We start from the raw sequence: 16326 nt of genomic DNA, 5'->3' as shown, positions 1-16326 counted from the left end.
GGTTTTGTTGAAACGACACCCCGGGCTTGCGATAAGCACGGGGTTGCCGAAAGGGTCTGGGTCCGGTCATGTTCTCGTTCAAAACCGCCGGAGGTGCCCGGTTCCGCTGTCAGGCCGATTTCGTCTGGGGATCGGTCCTCAACGTCAATTTCCACGCAGAGGACTGGCGCTCGATTCCCTTTCACCTCTCGGTCCGGCGCGACGAGGCGCTGGTCGTGGTCAACCGGCAGGATCCGAAGGGCTGGCGGCGCGAGATCCGCACACCGATGCGGTTCGGCAGGGAAACGGTGCCGGTCGAGGTGGTCTTTGCCGCGGGCCGCGTGTCGGTCAGTGTCAACGGGGTTTCCATCGGCAGTTTCGACGGCTTTCCCCGCGTCGATCCGACCGGCCGCTATGGCCTCAGGCGCGGCTTTCCCGGCCTCGGCCGCATCGCCCATGTCGATGTGCAGGGCGATATGGTCTGGAACAGCGTCCTCGTCGACCGCGCCCAGCACGGCGCCCCCCCGGTGGACGAGATCGCGCTGAGCGATGCGTTGGAGGTGATCCGCCGGGGCGTGGGGGCCGGGACCTCGGCCACCGGCGTGCTGCGCGTCGCCGGGCAGGAGGCAGAGGTTCCCGCGGCGCTGATGGCATTGCCCTATCTGCTGCCGGATGGCGCGCATGAGCACGCGATGGTGGCGGTGCTGCCCGGCTGGCTCTGGGCGGGCGGCGTTACGGCGCTGGAGATGACGCTGGCCGACGACGGGGGCCGCGCGCTGGGCAGCTTGCGGCTGGAGCGTGCCGGGCTGGTGGCGCGGATCGAGCGGTTGGCGCTGTCTGGGGTGCTGGAAGGCGACGACAAGGTGGCCATTCAGGCCATCGAACACGCCCGCCACGCCGGGCTCGCGGCGGATCTGACGCCCGAGGCCTATCACCATCTGGCCCATGCCGCGGGCCGCTTCGGGCTGGGCGATTTCCTGGCCGGGGGAGGCGAGCCCCCGCGGGCCTTCACGCCCCCGCCGCCTGCGCTGCCGCTTCGCCCCGCCGAAGAGGCCGCCGACCGCTTCACCGCGGCGATGCGGGCGGATCCTGCGGGCGATCCGCTGGCCCTCGTCGCGCGGGAGCTGGCGGCGCTGGGTCGGCCGGGCGAGCGGACCGCGCTTTTCGAGCGGCTGATCGAATGGTTCACGCTGGCCGACCGGCTGGAGGACCTGCTGCGCCTGCGCCGCGACCGGGCGATCCCGCCGCCCGAGGTGCCGGATCCGGGCAATCACTACATGCGGGGGCTGCTGCTGAGCCTCGATTATGCCGAGGCGCGGTTCGATTCCATCGCCCGGACGCTCTGGGATCTGGCGCCGGAACGGGCGGTCTGGCTGCCGACCCCGGTGCTGGGCTGGGTGCTGGAACAGGCGGCGCTGGCGGCGCCGGGGCTGGACGGCGCGCGCCCCCTCGACTGGCAGCGGACGGACATGCTGAAGGCGGGGCTCGATCTGGTGGCGGCCCGGGCGCAGACCTATTGGGGGCGGGGCGCCTGCCGCCGTCTGATCCGCGCGGTGCTGGTCATCCTGCGGCAGGCCGAGACGCTGCCCGGGGATGTCCGCCAGAAAGCCATCTGGACGGCGATGCAGGCCTATGGGCTGACCCCCGGCTTCTGGGATCTGGTCGAGGGTGAGATCGCCCAAGGCTGGGTCCCGCCCCGCCAGCTGCTGCCGGTGCGCGCGGCCTTCGCCCGGATCCGTGCCGCGCTGGAGGCCGAGACGCGCGACGAGGCATCGCTGGCGCAGGATCTGGACCTGTTCCGGCAGCTTGGCTGCCCCGACCTGCCCCGTTTCCGGCGCGAGCTGTTCGGGCCCTTGGGCCTGCCTGCCGGGGACCGCACCCGCCCCCTTGCGCCGCTGGTCGCGGGTTTCGATCCCGACGAGGCGCTGCTGCGCCATCTCAGCTTCCCGGGCAATGCCGAGACGCTCGACGCCGCCGGGCTGGAGGGGGTCGCCGAGGCGATTGCCGCCAGTTTCACCGCGATGCCGCGCAATCCCTTCGCCGGCACGCTGGGGCAGATGCTGGGCGAGGCGACGGCGTTGCTGGAAGGGGCGGATGCGGCGGCGATGGCGCGGTTCCTCAGGGGCGCGCATGCCATGGGCTCGGCCTATAGCCGCTTCATGGGGATCGCCCTGCCGCTGGCCCTGCTGCGCGGGCTCTGCGACCGGGGGCGGGCGGCAGAGGGCGCGCCGCTGGTCGCGCAACTCGTGGCCAGGCTGCCGGCGCTGGCAAACGACCCCGCCACCGCCGCCGCGCTTTTCACCGCCCCCGCGCCGCGGCTCGCGCTTGATGCGCTGACCCGCGCCCATGGCGCCCTGCCCGAGGTGGCGGCGCTGGCCCGGGCGCTGGAGCCGCTGCTGGCCCCCGGCCCGCGCCCCCCGCATGAGGATCGCGCGGCCGACCTGAGCGCCCGGGCGCATCCCTTGCAGGACACGCTTCTGGGTCTTTACACCTGCCAGCCCTATCTGGAGACGCGGGTCCGCGCGATCCGCGAGACCTGGCTGCCGCTGCTGGCCCGGATGGGCGTGCCCTGCCTGATCTTCGTCGGCGGCGGCGACGGGCGGCGCGAGGGGGATGTCGTCTATCTCGACGCGCCCGACGATTACGAATCCCTGCCGCAAAAGACCCTGGCCATGGCGCGCTGGGTTCTGGACCACACCGATTTCGCCCATCTGGTGAAGGTGGACGACGATTGCTTCCTGGACCCGGAAGCCTGGTTCGGCGATCTGGCGCACCGGTCGACGCATTACTACGGCCGCAGCCTGACCCGGCGGCGCGGGCAGATGGACCGGGCCTGGCATCAGCCCAAGGCGCGCAGCCGCCGCGCCCGGATGGAGCTGGACAAATCCCCCGAGCCCTCGACCTATGCCGATGGCGGCTCGGGCTATGCGCTGTCGCGCATCGCGCTTCAGGCACTGGTCGAGGCCAGCGAGCGGCCCGAGGGGCGGGCGTTGATGAACGTCTCCTTCATGGAGGACAAGCTGGTCGGCGACCTGCTGGCGACCGCCCGGATCGCCGTCGACAACACCGACTACCGCGTGGCGCTGCTGCGCCGGACGCGGCCGGGCGGGCCGCTGGTCTCGCTTTGGGACAACGGGTTCTTGCCGTTCAGGGGATCGGGCATGAAGCTGGCCCATCTCGACGGGCCCGAGAAGATGGCCGAGGTTCTGGCGGGCCTCGCGCAGCCCCGGCCGGTGCAGGCCAAGATCTGGCCCAGCTATCAGCCGGTGCGGCAGGGCTGGGCGTCGAACACGCTGGACCTGATCTCGGCCCCGGAAAAGCTGGCGCGGGTCAATGCGGCGCCGGTGGCGGTGGTGTCCTGCCTGAGGAACGAGCTGTTCATGCTGCCCCGGTTTCTGGAGCATTACCGCGCACTGGGGGTGCAGGGCTTCCTGATGGTCGACAACGGCTCGGACGACGGCAGTTTCGACTATCTGGTCGAACAGCCCGATGTGGCGCTGTTCTCGGTCGATACACCCTATGCGGAATCGCAATACGGGGTGGCCTGGCAACAGGCGCTGCTGGCCAATCTGCGGGTGAACCGCTGGTCGCTGGTCGCCGATCTGGACGAGCTTCTGGTGCTGAATGCGGATCTGACCGGCGATCTGCCCGGGCTGGTCGGATCGCCGGCCTTCCGGGGCGCCGATGCCGCGCGGCTTTTCATGCTGGACATGTATCCCGAGGGCCCGCTCTCGAAGGCTGATTTCGTGGCGGCGCCGCCCTTCGCCCAGGCGGGTTTCGTCGACCGCGAGCCCTTTCTGGCGGTGACCGGCGGGCAGGGGCCCTATTCCGACGCGCCGGTCTGGACCAGCGCGCTCAGGCACCGGCTGATCCCGGGCTCGCGCTCGGACCTGTTCGTGGCGCAGAAGATCGCGCTGTTGAAGTACCGGCCGTGGATGCGGCTCTCGGCCGGGCTGCATTTCGTGGCGGATGCGCGGCTGGCCCCGCGCGACCTGCTCTTCGCCCATTTCAAGTACAACGCCGCCTTCCACGCCAAGGCCCTGACCGAGGTCGCCCGGCGCCAGCATTTCAACAATGCCGAGGAATACCGGAAGTATCTGGCGGTGGTGAGCGAGGGGCGCGACGTGATCCACGATCCGGCGGTCTCGGTCCCCTGGGATCAGGCGCCGTTCGTGCGGCGGCTTCTGACGCGGGCTCAACCCCCGGCGTAGATCCCCAGCAGCGCGTCCAGATGCTCGGCCATGCCGGTCGGCGGCCGGGCGCGGGCCCAGTACTCGGCGGGCTGGAGCGCGCCCTCCAGCACCCGGCGCAGGACGCGGTGCAGGTCCTGCACATCCTCGGCGCGGAAGACGAAGGCGGGGGCGCGGCCCAGTTCCTGCGCGCCGCCCCGGTCCGAGGTGATGAGCGGGATATGGCGGGCGTGCATCTCCAGCGCGACCTGCGGCAGGTTGTCTTCCCATTGCACCGGCACGATCCCCAGCGCGACATCGGCCAGAAGCGCGGGCAGGTCGTCATGGGCGTAGCCGTCGACATGACGGACCTCGGCCAGATGCGGGCGCAGCGCCTTCAGCGCCGCCATCGCCTCGCCATCGCCCGCCCGCGCGGCGACGGTCAGGCGGATCCGCCTTGCCTGCGCCTCGGGCAGCGCTGCGAGAGCGCGCATCAGGAAATGGAAGCCCTTGTCGCGCCGCATATAGCCCAGATAGGCCAGATGCAGCGTGCCGTCCGGGGCCAGAAACCCGGGCCTTGGCAGGCTGGTCCGCCACTGGTCGGCCGCGGCGGTGCCGATATAGCGGGTTTGCAGCCGCTCGGCATGGATGCCATGGCTCAAGGCGATCTGCCGCACCCGGTCCGAGACGCAGAGCACCGCGTCGCAATGCGCATTTATCAGCGCCACCATCCGCGCCCGGCGCCGGGCAAAGGGCTCGCCCGACTGGCCCTGCGGCTGGTGGGCGATGGCCGGGGGCGGGGCGGTCTTTTCGAGGCCGCGACGCCGCCTCGACACCCTGCGGGCCAGCCGCCAGGCGTGGCTCATGCCGGGGCGGAACAGCCGGTCGTAGAACGCGGTGCCGGGGCCGAGGCCGCGACGCGACAGGCTCCAGGCAAAGGCATAGGCCAGCCGCACCGGGCGCGGCTGCGGCGGTGCCGGCAGGCAGCGGGCGCATTTCGCCCCGGCGTGGAAATCGGCGCAGGTCTCGCGCTCGGCGAACCACAGGTTCACCTGCGGACAGAACGGATAGTAATTGTGCAGGGACAGCACGAAGCGCGTCTGCGGCCAGCGCGGGTGCAGGGCGAGGATATTGGCCGGCAGCCCTTCGAGGTTGTTGAAATGGATCACGTCCCAGGGGCCGGTCCGGTCGACGAAATCGGCGAAGGCGCCTTCGGTCTCGGCATGGTCCAGCTGCGCCGCGCCCGCGAAATCGGCATGCGAGGGGGCAATGAGGCCCGAATTCACCAGCGCGTAGCGCGGGCTTTTCCCGGCGTCGAGCGTTACCACATGCGGCGTCCGTCGGGTCAGGTCATGGGCGATCCCGGAGCAGAGGAACGCGGTTTCGACCCCGGGGCGGGCGCCGAGCGCGGCGATCAGGTTGCGCTGATAAACGCTGACGCCGCCACCGCGCCCTTCGGCATCGTGGTAATCGACCCAGTTGACGTAGAGGATCCTCACGCGGCGGGGTCCTGCGGGGGCGGATCCGGCGTTTCGTCGCGGCGCGCGGCTTCCTCCAGCACGCCGATCCGGCCCGACAGCGAGACGACATGCGCCCTGAGCCGCCCGATCTCGCCCGCCATCAGGGCGATCAGCGCATCGAGGTCCTGCGCCGGACCCTCGGGCAGGGCGGGCAGGGCGGCCAGCATCGCCTCGAGGTCCAGCGCCGCGCCGGGCAGGGCGGCGACCGCCTCGATCCCCTGCCGCGCCTCGTCACGGATCGTGGTCAGCGCCCGGCGCGGCCCTTCGCCATCGTCGCTGTCCAGGCTGGCCTGGGCATGGGCGTTCATCAGCTCGCGCACGTGGCGCGGCAGGTCGACCCGGTTCAGGCCGCGGTGATAGGCCAGCCGCCGCGGGTCGATCCGCCGGTTGGGATCGCCGGGCATCGGTTCGGCCTCTGCCGGAAGCGGGAAGCCGAGGGCGCCGAGGAAATCGGCGTAAAGCGCATCGCCCTCGCGCAGGGCGGGGCCATAGGTGCGCAGGATCACCGCCTCGGCGCCGAAGATCTCGACCCATGGTTTCAGCGCCAGCGCGTAATCCCAGTGTACCGCCTCGATCTGCGAACAGAGGGCGGTGGTGAAGCTGCCGACCGGGATGCCCATTTTCACCAGCTGGTTGTACCAGCTTTGCAGATGCGCCTGCGGCGGCCTGAGATAGGCGATCACCCGGAACCGCAGGTCGGAGGCCTGGTTGATCTGCTTGCGCAGGAGGGCTGCGGCGTCGGGATGGGCGCCGAGGCGGATGAATTCCTCGCTGCTGACCAGCATCGACTGGCCGTCGGGCAAAGCGCGGACCTCGTCGAAAAGCGCCTGCCAGATCCTGGCGGGCGGGTGCGGGCTGGAGTATCCGTGCATCAGTTCGCTCACCCCCGCCCGGCGCAGAAGCGAGAAGGCCAGCGCCGAATGCTTGGCGTGTTTGCGGGTCTGGGTGGCGTAATGCAGCCCCGCCTCGGCCAGCAGGTCGCGGTTGTAATCGAGGTACATCTGCAAGGCCGTGGTGCCGGTCTTGAAATGCCCGATGTGCAGGATCAGTTCACGCGCCATTCTCGTCTCACTCCCCCGGCGCGCTCAGCGCATGTTCCATTGGTGGCGGCTCACGGCCTCGTCCAGATCGGAAAAGAACGTGAGCTGCCCCTCGTGCAGGACGATGGCCGCGTCGCAATATTCTCGCAACTCGTTGAGGTTGTGGTTCACCAGAATGGCGCTCGAATTGAGGATCCGCTCGCGGAACACGGCCGCGCTCTTGCGGCGGAAGCGGGCGTCGCCGACGGCGGTCACCTCGTCCACCAGATAGGTGTCGAAGGGGATGCCCATCGAGATGCCGAAGGTCAGCCGCGAGCGCATGCCCGAGGAATAGGTGCGGATCGGCATGTGGAAATGCTTGCCGATCTCGGCGAAATCCTGGACGAAATCCATCAGCTCGTCGGTATCGGCGCCGTAGACGCGCGCCAGGAAGCGGGTGTTCTGCGCCCCGGTCAGGTCGCGGTGGAACGACCCCGCAAAGCCCACCGGCCACGAGATCGAGCCGTCAGACCAGACCCGTCCGGTATCGGGCGGCAACGTCCCCGCGATCAGTTGCAGCAGCGTCGATTTCCCCGCCCCGTTACCGCCCAGAAGCGCCAGCGAGCGCCCGGTCGGCAGCGTCAGGTTCAGGCGCTGGATCACCGGGAAATATTCGTTGTGCAGCCAGAACCCCTTGGACAGATCGTCGAACTGGATCACCGGTCAACCCCGGTCTCGCAGGCTGTAATAGACCAGCGCCAGCGCCGACCAGGCCAGCGTCAGGAACATCAGCGTCAGCAGCACGACCTGCAGCCGCCGGGGATAGACCGCCTGTTCGGCCAGCGTCGGGCGGACATAGGTGGCCAGATACAGGCTCTTGCGCTGGGCGTTCGAACGCGCGGCATCGAGAGCGGCCAGCGCCGCGGTATAGGTCCGCTCGGCGAATTCCTGGTTGACCATCAGGCTTTCGAACTGGGCGATGAGCCGCGGATAATCGGTGTCGAAGACGGTCACGTCCTGGGTGGCGAAATTGCGCCGTTCCTCGCCGATACGCTCGCGGATCACCTCGATCCGGCGCTCGGCCTGGCGGACGCGGGGGTCGCTGTCGGCGGTCGTCTGCAACAGCAGGTCGTAATCGACCAGCGCCTGCGCCAGCTGTTGCTGCAAGCCGTTGATGACGCCCATGCGACCCTCGATATCGGCCTGGGGATCGACGATCTGGGTGCGGGCGCGGAAGCTCGCCAGATCCTCGCGCGCGCTGCGCAGACGGGTCAGGGCCTCTTCGAGGTCGCGCTCGGCATTGGCCATGCTGTCGCGGCGGGCCTGCTCGTTCAGCGCGTTTATCATCGCCTCGCTCTCGGCGACGACGACCTGGGCGATGCGGCGCGCCGTCTCGGCGTCGCCGGCGCGGACCTGCACGTCCATCAGGCCCGAGTTCTTGTCGTAGGAAACGGTGACGACCCGGTTCCAGAACCAGACCAGATCCTCGATCGAGGCGCTGGGCCAGATCGAGAAGACCGGGTCGGTGTCCCAATGGGCCGAGTAATGCCCCCGGAAGTCCAGTTCGGCCTGCACGCGTTCGACCAGCTGCTGGCTGTGGATGAAGGCAAAGAGCACATCCGTGTTCGACGAGGTGCCGCCGCCGACGAAAGCGCTGAGCCCGCCCATCAGATCCGATGCCGATGCCGATTCCTCGCTGCGGACGGTGAAGCCGGTGGTCGAGGCGTATTGGTCCCGGGCCAGCAGATAGAGGTAGATCGTCGCCAGCGCCGTCGGCAGCATCACCAGCAGCACGAAGGACAGAAAAAGCCCGTGATGGCGCCGCCTGAACCGGGCCGGGGCGACCAGCGGGCGGACCTCTGGCGAGGGGCCCTGCGGCAGCTCGGCCTCGGGGACGGCCTGGGGCGCGCGGGCGGTGCGGGTCTGGGGGGGCGCCTCGCTCACGGCCGCCGCGGCCTCGGCCTTGCGCCGTGCTTCCTGCCGTTGCCGAGGCCTGAGGTTGTCCACCCGGAACTCCAAGTGCTGTTTGCGTTGGCCGGTCGATTTCTACATAGTCGCGGCCGAAATGGCCAGCAGTAGGAGAGGCCGTGGCCTCGGACTCCCCCTTCATTGTCGGCGATAACCGCAACGGCGGGCTGCGGGCGCTGCCGCAGGCCCGCCTGAACCGTCGCCAGCGGGCGCTGCGCACCATCGCCGCCCTGATCCTGCGCGAGGTCTCGACCCGCTTCGGCCGCACGCCCGGGGGCTTCGCCTGGGCGGTCCTGCAACCTCTGGCCACGATCATCGTGCTGGGCCTGGCCTTCTCGCTCATCGCCCGCACGCCCGCGCTGGGCACCAGCTTTCTTCTGTTCAAGGCGACCGGGCTTCTGGCCTATCAGACCTTTCAGTCCAATTCGATGATGGTGGGCAAGAGTCTGGCCTTCTCGGCCCCGCTGCTGACCTATCCGGGCGTGACCTGGGCCGATGCGATCCTGGCGCGGCTCATCCTCAACACGCTGGTCTCGGTGGTGGTGGCGGTGCTGATCCTGACCGGGATCATCGTGGCGCTGGATCTGTCGCTGATCCTCGACTGGGGCGATATCGTGCTGGCGATGGCGCTGGCGGCGCTGCTGGGTCTGGGGATCGGCACGCTCAATTGCTACCTGTTCGAGCGGATCGCCATCTGGGCGAACCTCTGGGGCATCCTGAATGCGCCGCTGATGATCATGTCGGGGGTTATCATCCTCTATGACGACCTGCCGCGGCGGGCGCAGGAATGGCTGTGGTACAATCCCGCCATCCATATCACCGGGATGATGCGGGCCGGGTTCTATTCCACCTATCAGCCGACCTATGTCTCGGTCGCCTATGTGCTGGCCTGGGCGCTGATCCCGCTGGTGCTGGGCCTCTTGCTGCTCAGGCGCTATCACCGCGACCTGCTCACTCGTTGAGCGCACGGGCCCGGTCCAGAACCTCGGCATGCGGGCGGCCGGTCTGCCCGCGCAGCCCGTCCTTCAGCGCCAGCCCGAACAGCGTCAGGAACTGCCGCCGTTCGCCGCCGTGATGGCGCAGCCGGTAGAGCCAGCGCGGGATATAGAGGCAGAGCACGGGGTAGAAGAAGATCCCGGTGGCGATCCGGTAGAGGATCAGCAGGTTGCGGTGGTAGTAATAGGACTTCCACAGCGGGCGCAGCCGGGGATCGGCGGGGGAATAGGTCGTGCTGGCATGGACGAAGCGAACCTCGGGCGCAAAGCCCAGCCGGTAGCCGGCCCGCGTCAGCCCCATCGTGTAGATCGCGTCATCGCCGTAAAGAAAGAGCGCGGGATCGGGATAGCCCGCCTCGGCCACCACCCGAGCGCGCACGAAGAAACCGACGAACGAGGCGCCGTCGATGGGCCGCAGCCCCGTGCGGGCGAAGTCCCTTTCGCCCAGATGAAACGCCCCGCGTCCGCCGCCCAGCAGGGTGCGCGCCAGAATTCTCTTGTGCCAGAAGGGGTTGAAGGTGGGACGGTTCATGTCGGCCAGCGTACCGTCGGGGCAGCGGACGGCGGCGGCGATCCCGTCATAGCCGCCCAGGTCGAGGCGCTGGAAGGTGGCCAGCGCGCCGGGCTCGGGGCGGGAATCATCGTCCATCACCAGAAGCCAGTCGGGCGACAGCGCCGCCATCGCCTGCCGCATCCCGGCCTCGAACCCGCCGGCGCCGCCCCGGTTTTCGGGCAGGGTCAGAACATGGAGCCGGGGGTCGCGCTGCGCTGCCAGCCAGTCTGCGGTCCCGTCGTCCGAGGCATTGTCCACGACCAGCACCGCCGCCAGATCCCGCGCGGGCGCCGCCAGCAGCGCGGCAAGGGTCCGGCGCAGATCGGCGAGGCGCCGGTGGGTCGCGACCACAGCCACCAGCCGCCCGTTCTCGCCTGTCTCTTCGTGCATCACGCGCCGTCTCACCATTACTGTTCACAGCTAGGCGATTCACCGGAGGGATGTCAAACCGCCCGCGGCCACAACCGCCGGAGATAGGTTCAATACCGGTCAAATCCGCTGCGAACGCCACATTTTCGCCACGTTTTGGCGCCGTGCCAGCAAGGCTTCGTCTGTTAGGCTGAAGCGCTTATCGGGTAAAGGTGTCTCCATGCGACTCCAGTTGCAGGGCGTGGTCAATACAGGGGTGGCGTTGCTTGACTCCGGCATCACGGATCTTGAGATCGGTGTCGTCAACGGTGTCGTGCATCTCTATGCCTCGACCGGCCGCAACGGCGGGATCGCGGAATACATCGTCGGCGCCGAGGGCCAGGTCACCCTGCACACCACGGTCATCTTCCCGGCCAGCATCACCGGCGGTGTCAGCGACCGGCTGGTGATCGCCGAAACCGGGTCCGGCGGCATGCTGATGATCGGCGAAAGGGCCAGCGGGCTCGTTGCCTATGCGCTGCGGGCGGATGGCGGGATCGGCGGTCAGGCGACGATCGACTGGCAGGCTGTCGACACTGCCATCGGCCAGGGCTCGGATGCGCATCTGAGCGCGCGCGTCACCCTCAGTGACGGAACGCTCGCCCTGTTCCCGGCGGGCACCGATACCAGTCAGGTGATCGAACTGCGCTGCGCCACGGTCAACGGGCGCGATTTCGTGCTGACCGCCGACCAGACCGGCAACAGCGTCACCGCCTATCGTGTCGACGGCACCGGCGCGCTCAGCGCCGCGGGCACGATGGGCGCCGAGCAAGGGCTGGGCATCGACGCGCCCACGGCGATGGAGGTGGTGACGATCGGCGACCGGACCTATGTCGTCCTCGCCGCCGCCAATACCAGCTCGCTCTCGGTGATGGAGCTGACCGCCGATGGCCAGCTGGCGCCGACCGATCATCTGGTCGATACCGGCAACACCCGCTTCGAGGGGGTGCAGGCCATGGATGTGATCCAGGCGGGCGGGCATACCTTCGTCGTGGCGGGCGGTGCCGACAACGGGATCACCGTCTTCGAACTGCTGCCCGACGGCACGATGGTGGCGATCGCCACGCTGGCCGACGACAACACCACCTCGATGCACCGGGTCACGGCCATCACCCTCGCGGTCGAGGGCGACACGATGCATGTCTTCGTCGGCTCGCAGAACGACAGCGGCATCACCGAATTCCGGGTCAGCCTGTCCTCGCTGGGCGAGACGTTGCAGGGCACCGCCGCGGCCGAGCGTCTGACGGGCACCGGGCGGGACGATGTGCTGCTGGCCTCGGGCACCAATGACACGCTGGTGGGCGGCGGCGGCGACGACATCCTGGTGACCGGCGGCACCGGCACGGTGATGAGCGGCGGCATCGGCGCCGATGTCTTCGTGGTGCGTGCGGGCAGCGGCGGCGCGGTCATCACCGATTTCGACCGCGGCCTCGACCGGCTGGACCTGAGCGACCTGCCGATGCTGCGCGATGTCTCGCAGCTGAATTTCACCGCCACCTCGACCGGCTGCGTCATCGAATACCGCGGCCATACCATGGTCATCACCTCGTCGAACGGCCAGCCGCTGCGCCAGGCGGATGTCTTCCCCAACGGCTTCGACTGGGCCGACCGCTACGCCTATGTCCCGCCCGAGCCCGAGACGCCCGCCAGCACCGGCGTCGCCCGCGAAGGCAGCGCTTTCGGCGATCTGATGAACGGCACCGCCCGCGACGACACGCTCAGCGGCGGCTTCGGCAAGGACACGCTGAACGGCGGCGACGGCAACGACCTGCTCGACGGCGGCGACGGGCGGGACCTGATCGGCGCCACCTCCGGCAACAACACGCTGCTGGGCGGCTATGGCCAGGACACGATCAACGGCGGCACCGGCGACGACTGGATCGAGGGCGGGGGCGGCAAGGACATCCTCTACGGCGACGCCGGCAGCGACACGATCCATGGCGGCGACGGGCGCGATATCATCCGCTCGGGCGGCGGCAACGATCTGGTCTATGCCGGATCGGGCGGCGGCGGGATCTTCCTCGCCAGCGGCGATGACACCGCCTATGGCGGCGACGGGCGCGACGTGATCCAGGGCCAGGCCGGGGCCGATCTGATCTATGGCGGCGGGGGCAACGACAACATCCGCGGCGGCGGCGAGAATGACACGCTGCACGGAGAAGACGGCAACGACATGCTGGACGGCGGCGGCGGCGAGGATCTGCTGAACGGCGGTTCGGGCGACGACACGCTGCGCGGCGCGGCGGGCAACGACACGCTGCTGGGCGACAACGGCGCCGACCGGCTGGAAGGGGGGGCGGGCAACGATGTGCTCGACGGCGGAGCCGACGACGACCGGCTTTACGGCGGCGAGGGGCATGACAGCCTGATCGGCGGCTCGGGCAATGACTCGCTTTTTGGCGAGGATGGCAACGACACGCTGATCGGTGCCTGGGGCGACGATTGGCTGAACGGCGGGGCGGGCAATGACGCGCTGGCGGGCGGCGGCGGCAATGACACGCTGCGCGGCGGGCCGGGCTATGACACGCTCTGGGGCGGGGCCGGTGCCGATGTGTTCGAGTTCTTCCGCGACCACGACACCGGCCAGGTGATGGATTTCAACCCCGACGACGGCGATCTGATCCGGCTCGACGACTGGATCTGGTTCAGCCTCGGCGATCTCACCGCCGAGGAGGTGGTGGACCGCTTCGGTTCGCTCGACGAGGCGGGCAATGTGGTGCTCGACTTCTCGGACGTGGGCGGCAATGTCGTGGTGCTGAACGGCTTCAACGACCTCGACGCGCTGCCCGCGCATATCGAGATCATGTGACGCCCCCCTACAGCGGCGGGCGCAGGAACGGCGCGGGTTTCAACCCCGCCGCCCGGGCGGCGAGGAAGGCGCGGGCCGTGTCCAGCGCCTCGCGGATCGCCACATCCATGTCCAGATAGCGGTAGCTGCCCAGCCGCCCGGCGAAACTCACCCCTGTCTCGGCCTCGGCCCGGGCGGCATAGTCGCGCAAGAGCGCCTTCTCGGCCACCAGCCGCACCGGGTAATAGGGGATGTCCCCCGGCCCGGCCGCCCGCGAATATTCGCGGTAAAGCACGGAAGAGTCGTGGTTTTCCCAAGGGGCGAAATGCTTGTGCTCGGTGATCCGCGTCCAGGGAACCCCGGCATCGCAGTAATTCATCACCGCGCAGCCCTGCCAGTCGCCCCGATGGGTGAAACGCTCGAAATCGAGCGTCCGGTAGGCCAGCCGCCCCCGGTCATGCCCGAACCAGGCGTCGAGCGGCCCCGACCAGAAGACATGCGCCGCGCCCGCCCGCATCGAGGGATCGTAGGGCGTGTTCAGCTCGACCCGGATCCCGGGATGGTCGAGGATGCTGGCCACCATCGCCGTATAGCCGCCCTCGGGCAGACCCTGGAACGGATGAGAGAAATAGGCGTCGTTGTAATCGAAGCGCACCGGCAGCCGCGTCAGGATCGAGGCGGGCAGATCCGCAGGCTCGCAGCCCCATTGCTTCTGGGTATAGCCCTTGAAGAAGGCCTCGTAGAGCGGCCGCCCCAGCATCCCCAGCGCGCATTCCTCGAAGCTGACGGGCGGGCCGTCGCCCGGTTCGGCCTGCGCCGCCAGAAAGGCCCGCGCCTCGTCCGGGCGCAGCGTTTCGCCGAAGAACTGGTTGATGGTCAGCAGGTTGATCGGCAGGGCATGCACCCGCCCGGCCGCCACGGCCCGGACCCGATGGGCATAGGGCCGAAAGCGCTGATGGGCGTTCACATAGGCCCAGACTTCGGGATCGCCGGTGTGGAAGATATGCGGGCCATAGACATGGACCATGACCCCGGTTTCAGGGTCGCGCTCGGTGTGGCAATTGCCGGCGACATGGGGTCGGGCCTCGACAATGCGGACCTTCTGCCCGGCCTCGGCCAGCTCGCGCCCGATGACCGCGCCCGTGAGCCCCGCGCCGACGATCAGCACCTCGCTGCCCAAGCCCCGCCCTTTCATTCTGCCAAAAATACGCCGGGGGTGAATTGGCCGTCAGGCCAAGAGGGGGCAGGGCCCCCTCACTCCATCCCCATCCGCTTGAGATAGCCCTCGATCAGCGGCACGTCCGATGGGTTGTTCAATTCCCAGAAGGCCGCGCCGGGGGCCGAGACCTCAACCGCGGCGATCTTGTGCCCGTGTTCGAGGAAGCGCAGCTGCTCCAGCCCTTCCAGCTGCTCCAGCTGCCCGGGCGCGAGGCCCGCATAGAGGTCCAGCGCCGCGGGCGTATAGGCGTAGAGCCCGACATGGTGAAAGACCGGGATCGCGTCGTGGCGTTTCAGGCTGCCGGTGAAGGGGATGACTTCCTTCGAGAAATAGATCGCGTTGCCCTTCAGGTCGCGCACCACGGTCGTGGCGCCGACGCGCCCGTGCTTGCGGTCGTTGAGGAAATTGTCCAGCGCCTCGCGGTCGCAGCGCAGCACGGGGGTGGCGACCTGCCGCCCCTCATCCTCGCGCATGGCGGCGATCAGGGCGCTGACGAAATGCGGGGGCGTCAGCGGCGCGTCGCCTTGCAGGTTCACCACGATGGGCTGGGTGAGCCCTGCGTTCTTCACCGCCTCGGCCACGCGTTCGGTGCCATTGACGCATTCGGGCGCGGTCATGATGACATCGGCGCCGATGCGGCGGGCTTCCTCGGCGATGCGCTCATCGTCGGTGGCAACATAGAGCCCGGTCACGCCACGCGTCGACACCGCCGCCGCCCGCCCGGCCATGACCGAGCGTTCCAGCAGGCTGCGTTCGACGCCCGAGGCGCCTTTCAGCGTGGCGAGCGGCTTTGCCGGATAGCGGGTCGAGGCGTAGCGCGCCGGGATGATGATGACGGCATCACGCATCGGCGCTCTCCTTGGCCAGCCGGTCAAAGGCCGAGAGGCGGCTAATCAGCGCCTTCATCTGGTCCAGGGGCACCATGTTGGGCCCGTCCGAGGGGGCGTTGTCGGGGTCCTGATGCGTCTCGATGAACAGCGCCGAGACACCGACCGCGCAGGCCGCCCGCGCCAGCACCGGCACGAATTCCCGCTGCCCGCCCGAGGTGGTGCCCTGACCGCCCGGCTGCTGCACCGAATGGGTGGCGTCGAAGACCACCGGATAGCCGGTCTGGGCCATCACCGGCAGGCCGCGGAAATCGGTGACGAGCGTGTTGTAGCCAAAGGACGTGCCGCGGTCGCAGAGTAGGATGTTGCGGTTGCCCGTGCTCTCGATCTTGGTGGCGACATGCTTCATGTCCCAGGGCGCGAGGAACTGGCCCTTCTTGACGTTGACCGCCTTGCCCGTCTCGCCCGCGGCGATCAGCAGGTCGGTCTGACGGCACAGGAAGGCCGGGATCTGCAGCACATCGACCGCCTGCGCCGCCTTGGCGCAATGCCAGGGCTCGTGTACATCGGTCAGCACCGGCACGCCGAATTCCTCGCGGATCGCGGCCAGGATCTCCAGCCCCTTCTCCATCCCCAGCCCGCGCTGGGTGCTGACCGACGAGCGGTTCGCCTTGTCGTAGCTGCCTTTGAAGATCAGCTTCGTGCCCGAGGGCGCGCAGGCCTCCAGAATGCCGGCGCACATGGCCCGGGCGTGGTCCAGACTTTCCAGCTGGCAGGGGCCGGCGATCAGGCCGAAGGGGCGGTTTCCGCCCAGGGTGACGTCGCCGATGGTGACAAGCTGGGCCATGATGCTCCCCCGGAAATACTGTCAGCAGGGTGCA

11 protein-coding genes are annotated in these 16326 nt (G+C 69.0%); 3 read left to right on the top strand and 8 right to left on the bottom strand.

Annotated elements, in window-relative coordinates; translation table 11 throughout:
- The first annotated feature begins 68 nt into the window (after positions 1 to 68).
- A complete protein-coding gene (locus tag DDE23_RS17005) occupies positions 69 to 4190 on the top strand; it encodes a glycosyltransferase family 2 protein (protein WP_107753282.1) in 4122 nt (1373 codons plus the stop codon).
- Here the strand turns inward: DDE23_RS17005 and DDE23_RS17000 are convergent.
- Genes DDE23_RS17000 through DDE23_RS16985 form a run of 4 tightly spaced genes read right to left on the bottom strand, consistent with a single transcriptional unit; the run spans position 4175 to position 8694 of the window.
- On the bottom strand, positions 4175 to 5647 hold the full coding sequence (locus tag DDE23_RS17000) for a glycosyltransferase (RefSeq protein ID WP_107753279.1): 1473 nt from the start codon (positions 5645 to 5647) through the stop codon (positions 4175 to 4177). The genes DDE23_RS17005 and DDE23_RS17000 overlap by 16 nt on opposite strands.
- Positions 5644 to 6729 (bottom strand): hypothetical protein, encoded by a 1086-nt coding sequence (locus DDE23_RS16995; protein ID WP_107753277.1) that lies wholly within the window; start codon positions 6727 to 6729, stop codon positions 5644 to 5646. The genes DDE23_RS17000 and DDE23_RS16995 overlap by 4 nt, the downstream gene beginning before the upstream one ends.
- Positions 6730 to 6753: 24 nt before the next feature.
- Positions 6754 to 7407 carry an ABC transporter ATP-binding protein gene (locus DDE23_RS16990; RefSeq protein WP_107753275.1) on the bottom strand — a complete coding sequence of 218 codons (654 nt, stop codon included), beginning with the start codon at positions 7405 to 7407 and terminating at the stop codon, positions 6754 to 6756.
- A 3-nt stretch (positions 7408 to 7410) separates the two neighbouring features.
- The gene (locus tag DDE23_RS16985) at positions 7411 to 8694 is read right to left on the bottom strand and encodes a KpsE/RkpR family capsule polysaccharide export protein (RefSeq protein WP_238150032.1); all 1284 of its coding nucleotides are present in this window, start codon (positions 8692 to 8694) and stop codon (positions 7411 to 7413) included.
- A gap of 80 nt (positions 8695 to 8774) precedes the next feature.
- Between DDE23_RS16985 and DDE23_RS16980 the strand changes: the two genes are divergently transcribed.
- Entirely contained in the window at positions 8775 to 9617 is an 843-nt protein-coding gene (locus DDE23_RS16980) for an ABC transporter permease (RefSeq protein ID WP_107753273.1), read from the top strand.
- On the opposite strand, the gene DDE23_RS16975 is transcribed toward DDE23_RS16980, so the two are convergent.
- Positions 9607 to 10593, bottom strand: coding sequence for a glycosyltransferase (locus DDE23_RS16975; RefSeq protein ID WP_238150031.1), 987 nt, complete (start codon positions 10591 to 10593; stop codon positions 9607 to 9609). The two genes, DDE23_RS16980 and DDE23_RS16975, sit on opposite strands and share 11 nt — an antisense overlap.
- 199 nt (positions 10594 to 10792) lie before the next feature.
- Here DDE23_RS16975 and DDE23_RS25735 point away from each other — a divergent pair, with 199 nt between their 5' ends.
- Complete coding sequence (locus tag DDE23_RS25735; protein ID WP_107753269.1) at positions 10793 to 13420, top strand: calcium-binding protein; 2628 nt, start codon at positions 10793 to 10795, stop codon at positions 13418 to 13420.
- A 7-nt stretch (positions 13421 to 13427) separates the two neighbouring features.
- Here the strand turns inward: DDE23_RS25735 and DDE23_RS16965 are convergent, their stop codons facing one another.
- From DDE23_RS16965 to kdsA, 3 genes are read right to left on the bottom strand one after another with little or no spacing between them, the layout of a single operon-like run.
- A complete protein-coding gene (locus tag DDE23_RS16965) occupies positions 13428 to 14594 on the bottom strand; it encodes a UDP-galactopyranose/dTDP-fucopyranose mutase family protein (RefSeq protein WP_107753267.1) in 1167 nt (388 codons plus the stop codon).
- Between the two features lie 59 nt (positions 14595 to 14653).
- Positions 14654 to 15466 carry a 3-deoxy-manno-octulosonate cytidylyltransferase gene (locus DDE23_RS16960; RefSeq protein ID WP_107753265.1) on the bottom strand — a complete coding sequence of 271 codons (813 nt, stop codon included), beginning with the start codon at positions 15464 to 15466 and terminating at the stop codon, positions 14654 to 14656.
- Positions 15459 to 16292 carry a 3-deoxy-8-phosphooctulonate synthase gene (gene kdsA / locus DDE23_RS16955; RefSeq protein ID WP_107753263.1) on the bottom strand — a complete coding sequence of 278 codons (834 nt, stop codon included), beginning with the start codon at positions 16290 to 16292 and terminating at the stop codon, positions 15459 to 15461. The genes DDE23_RS16960 and kdsA overlap by 8 nt, the downstream gene beginning before the upstream one ends.
- Between the last annotated feature and the right edge of the window lie 34 nt (positions 16293 to 16326).

The sequence above is a fragment of the Pararhodobacter aggregans genome, assembly GCF_003075525.1.
Lineage (GTDB): Bacteria > Pseudomonadota > Alphaproteobacteria > Rhodobacterales > Rhodobacteraceae > Pararhodobacter > Pararhodobacter aggregans.
The sequence above is the reverse complement of the archived record's forward strand: the minus strand, read 5'-3'. Positions and strand labels throughout refer to the sequence as shown.

Excerpts from the sequence above, each read along its gene's own strand:
- DDE23_RS16965 (WP_107753267.1), bottom strand. The coding sequence starts at position 14,594 with ATGAAAGGGCGGGGCTTGGGCAGCGAGGTGCTGATCGTCGGCGCGGGG.
- DDE23_RS16960 (WP_107753265.1), bottom strand. The coding sequence starts at position 15,466 with ATGCGTGATGCCGTCATCATCATCCCGGCGCGCTACGCCTCGACCCGC.
- DDE23_RS25735 (WP_107753269.1), top strand. The coding sequence starts at position 10,793 with ATGCGACTCCAGTTGCAGGGCGTGGTCAATACAGGGGTGGCGTTGCTT.
- DDE23_RS17005 (WP_107753282.1), top strand. The coding sequence starts at position 69 with ATGTTCTCGTTCAAAACCGCCGGAGGTGCCCGGTTCCGCTGTCAGGCC.
- kdsA (WP_107753263.1), bottom strand. The coding sequence starts at position 16,292 with ATGGCCCAGCTTGTCACCATCGGCGACGTCACCCTGGGCGGAAACCGC.
- DDE23_RS16995 (WP_107753277.1), bottom strand. The coding sequence starts at position 6,729 with ATGGCGCGTGAACTGATCCTGCACATCGGGCATTTCAAGACCGGCACC.
- DDE23_RS16975 (WP_238150031.1), bottom strand. The coding sequence starts at position 10,593 with ATGCACGAAGAGACAGGCGAGAACGGGCGGCTGGTGGCTGTGGTCGCG.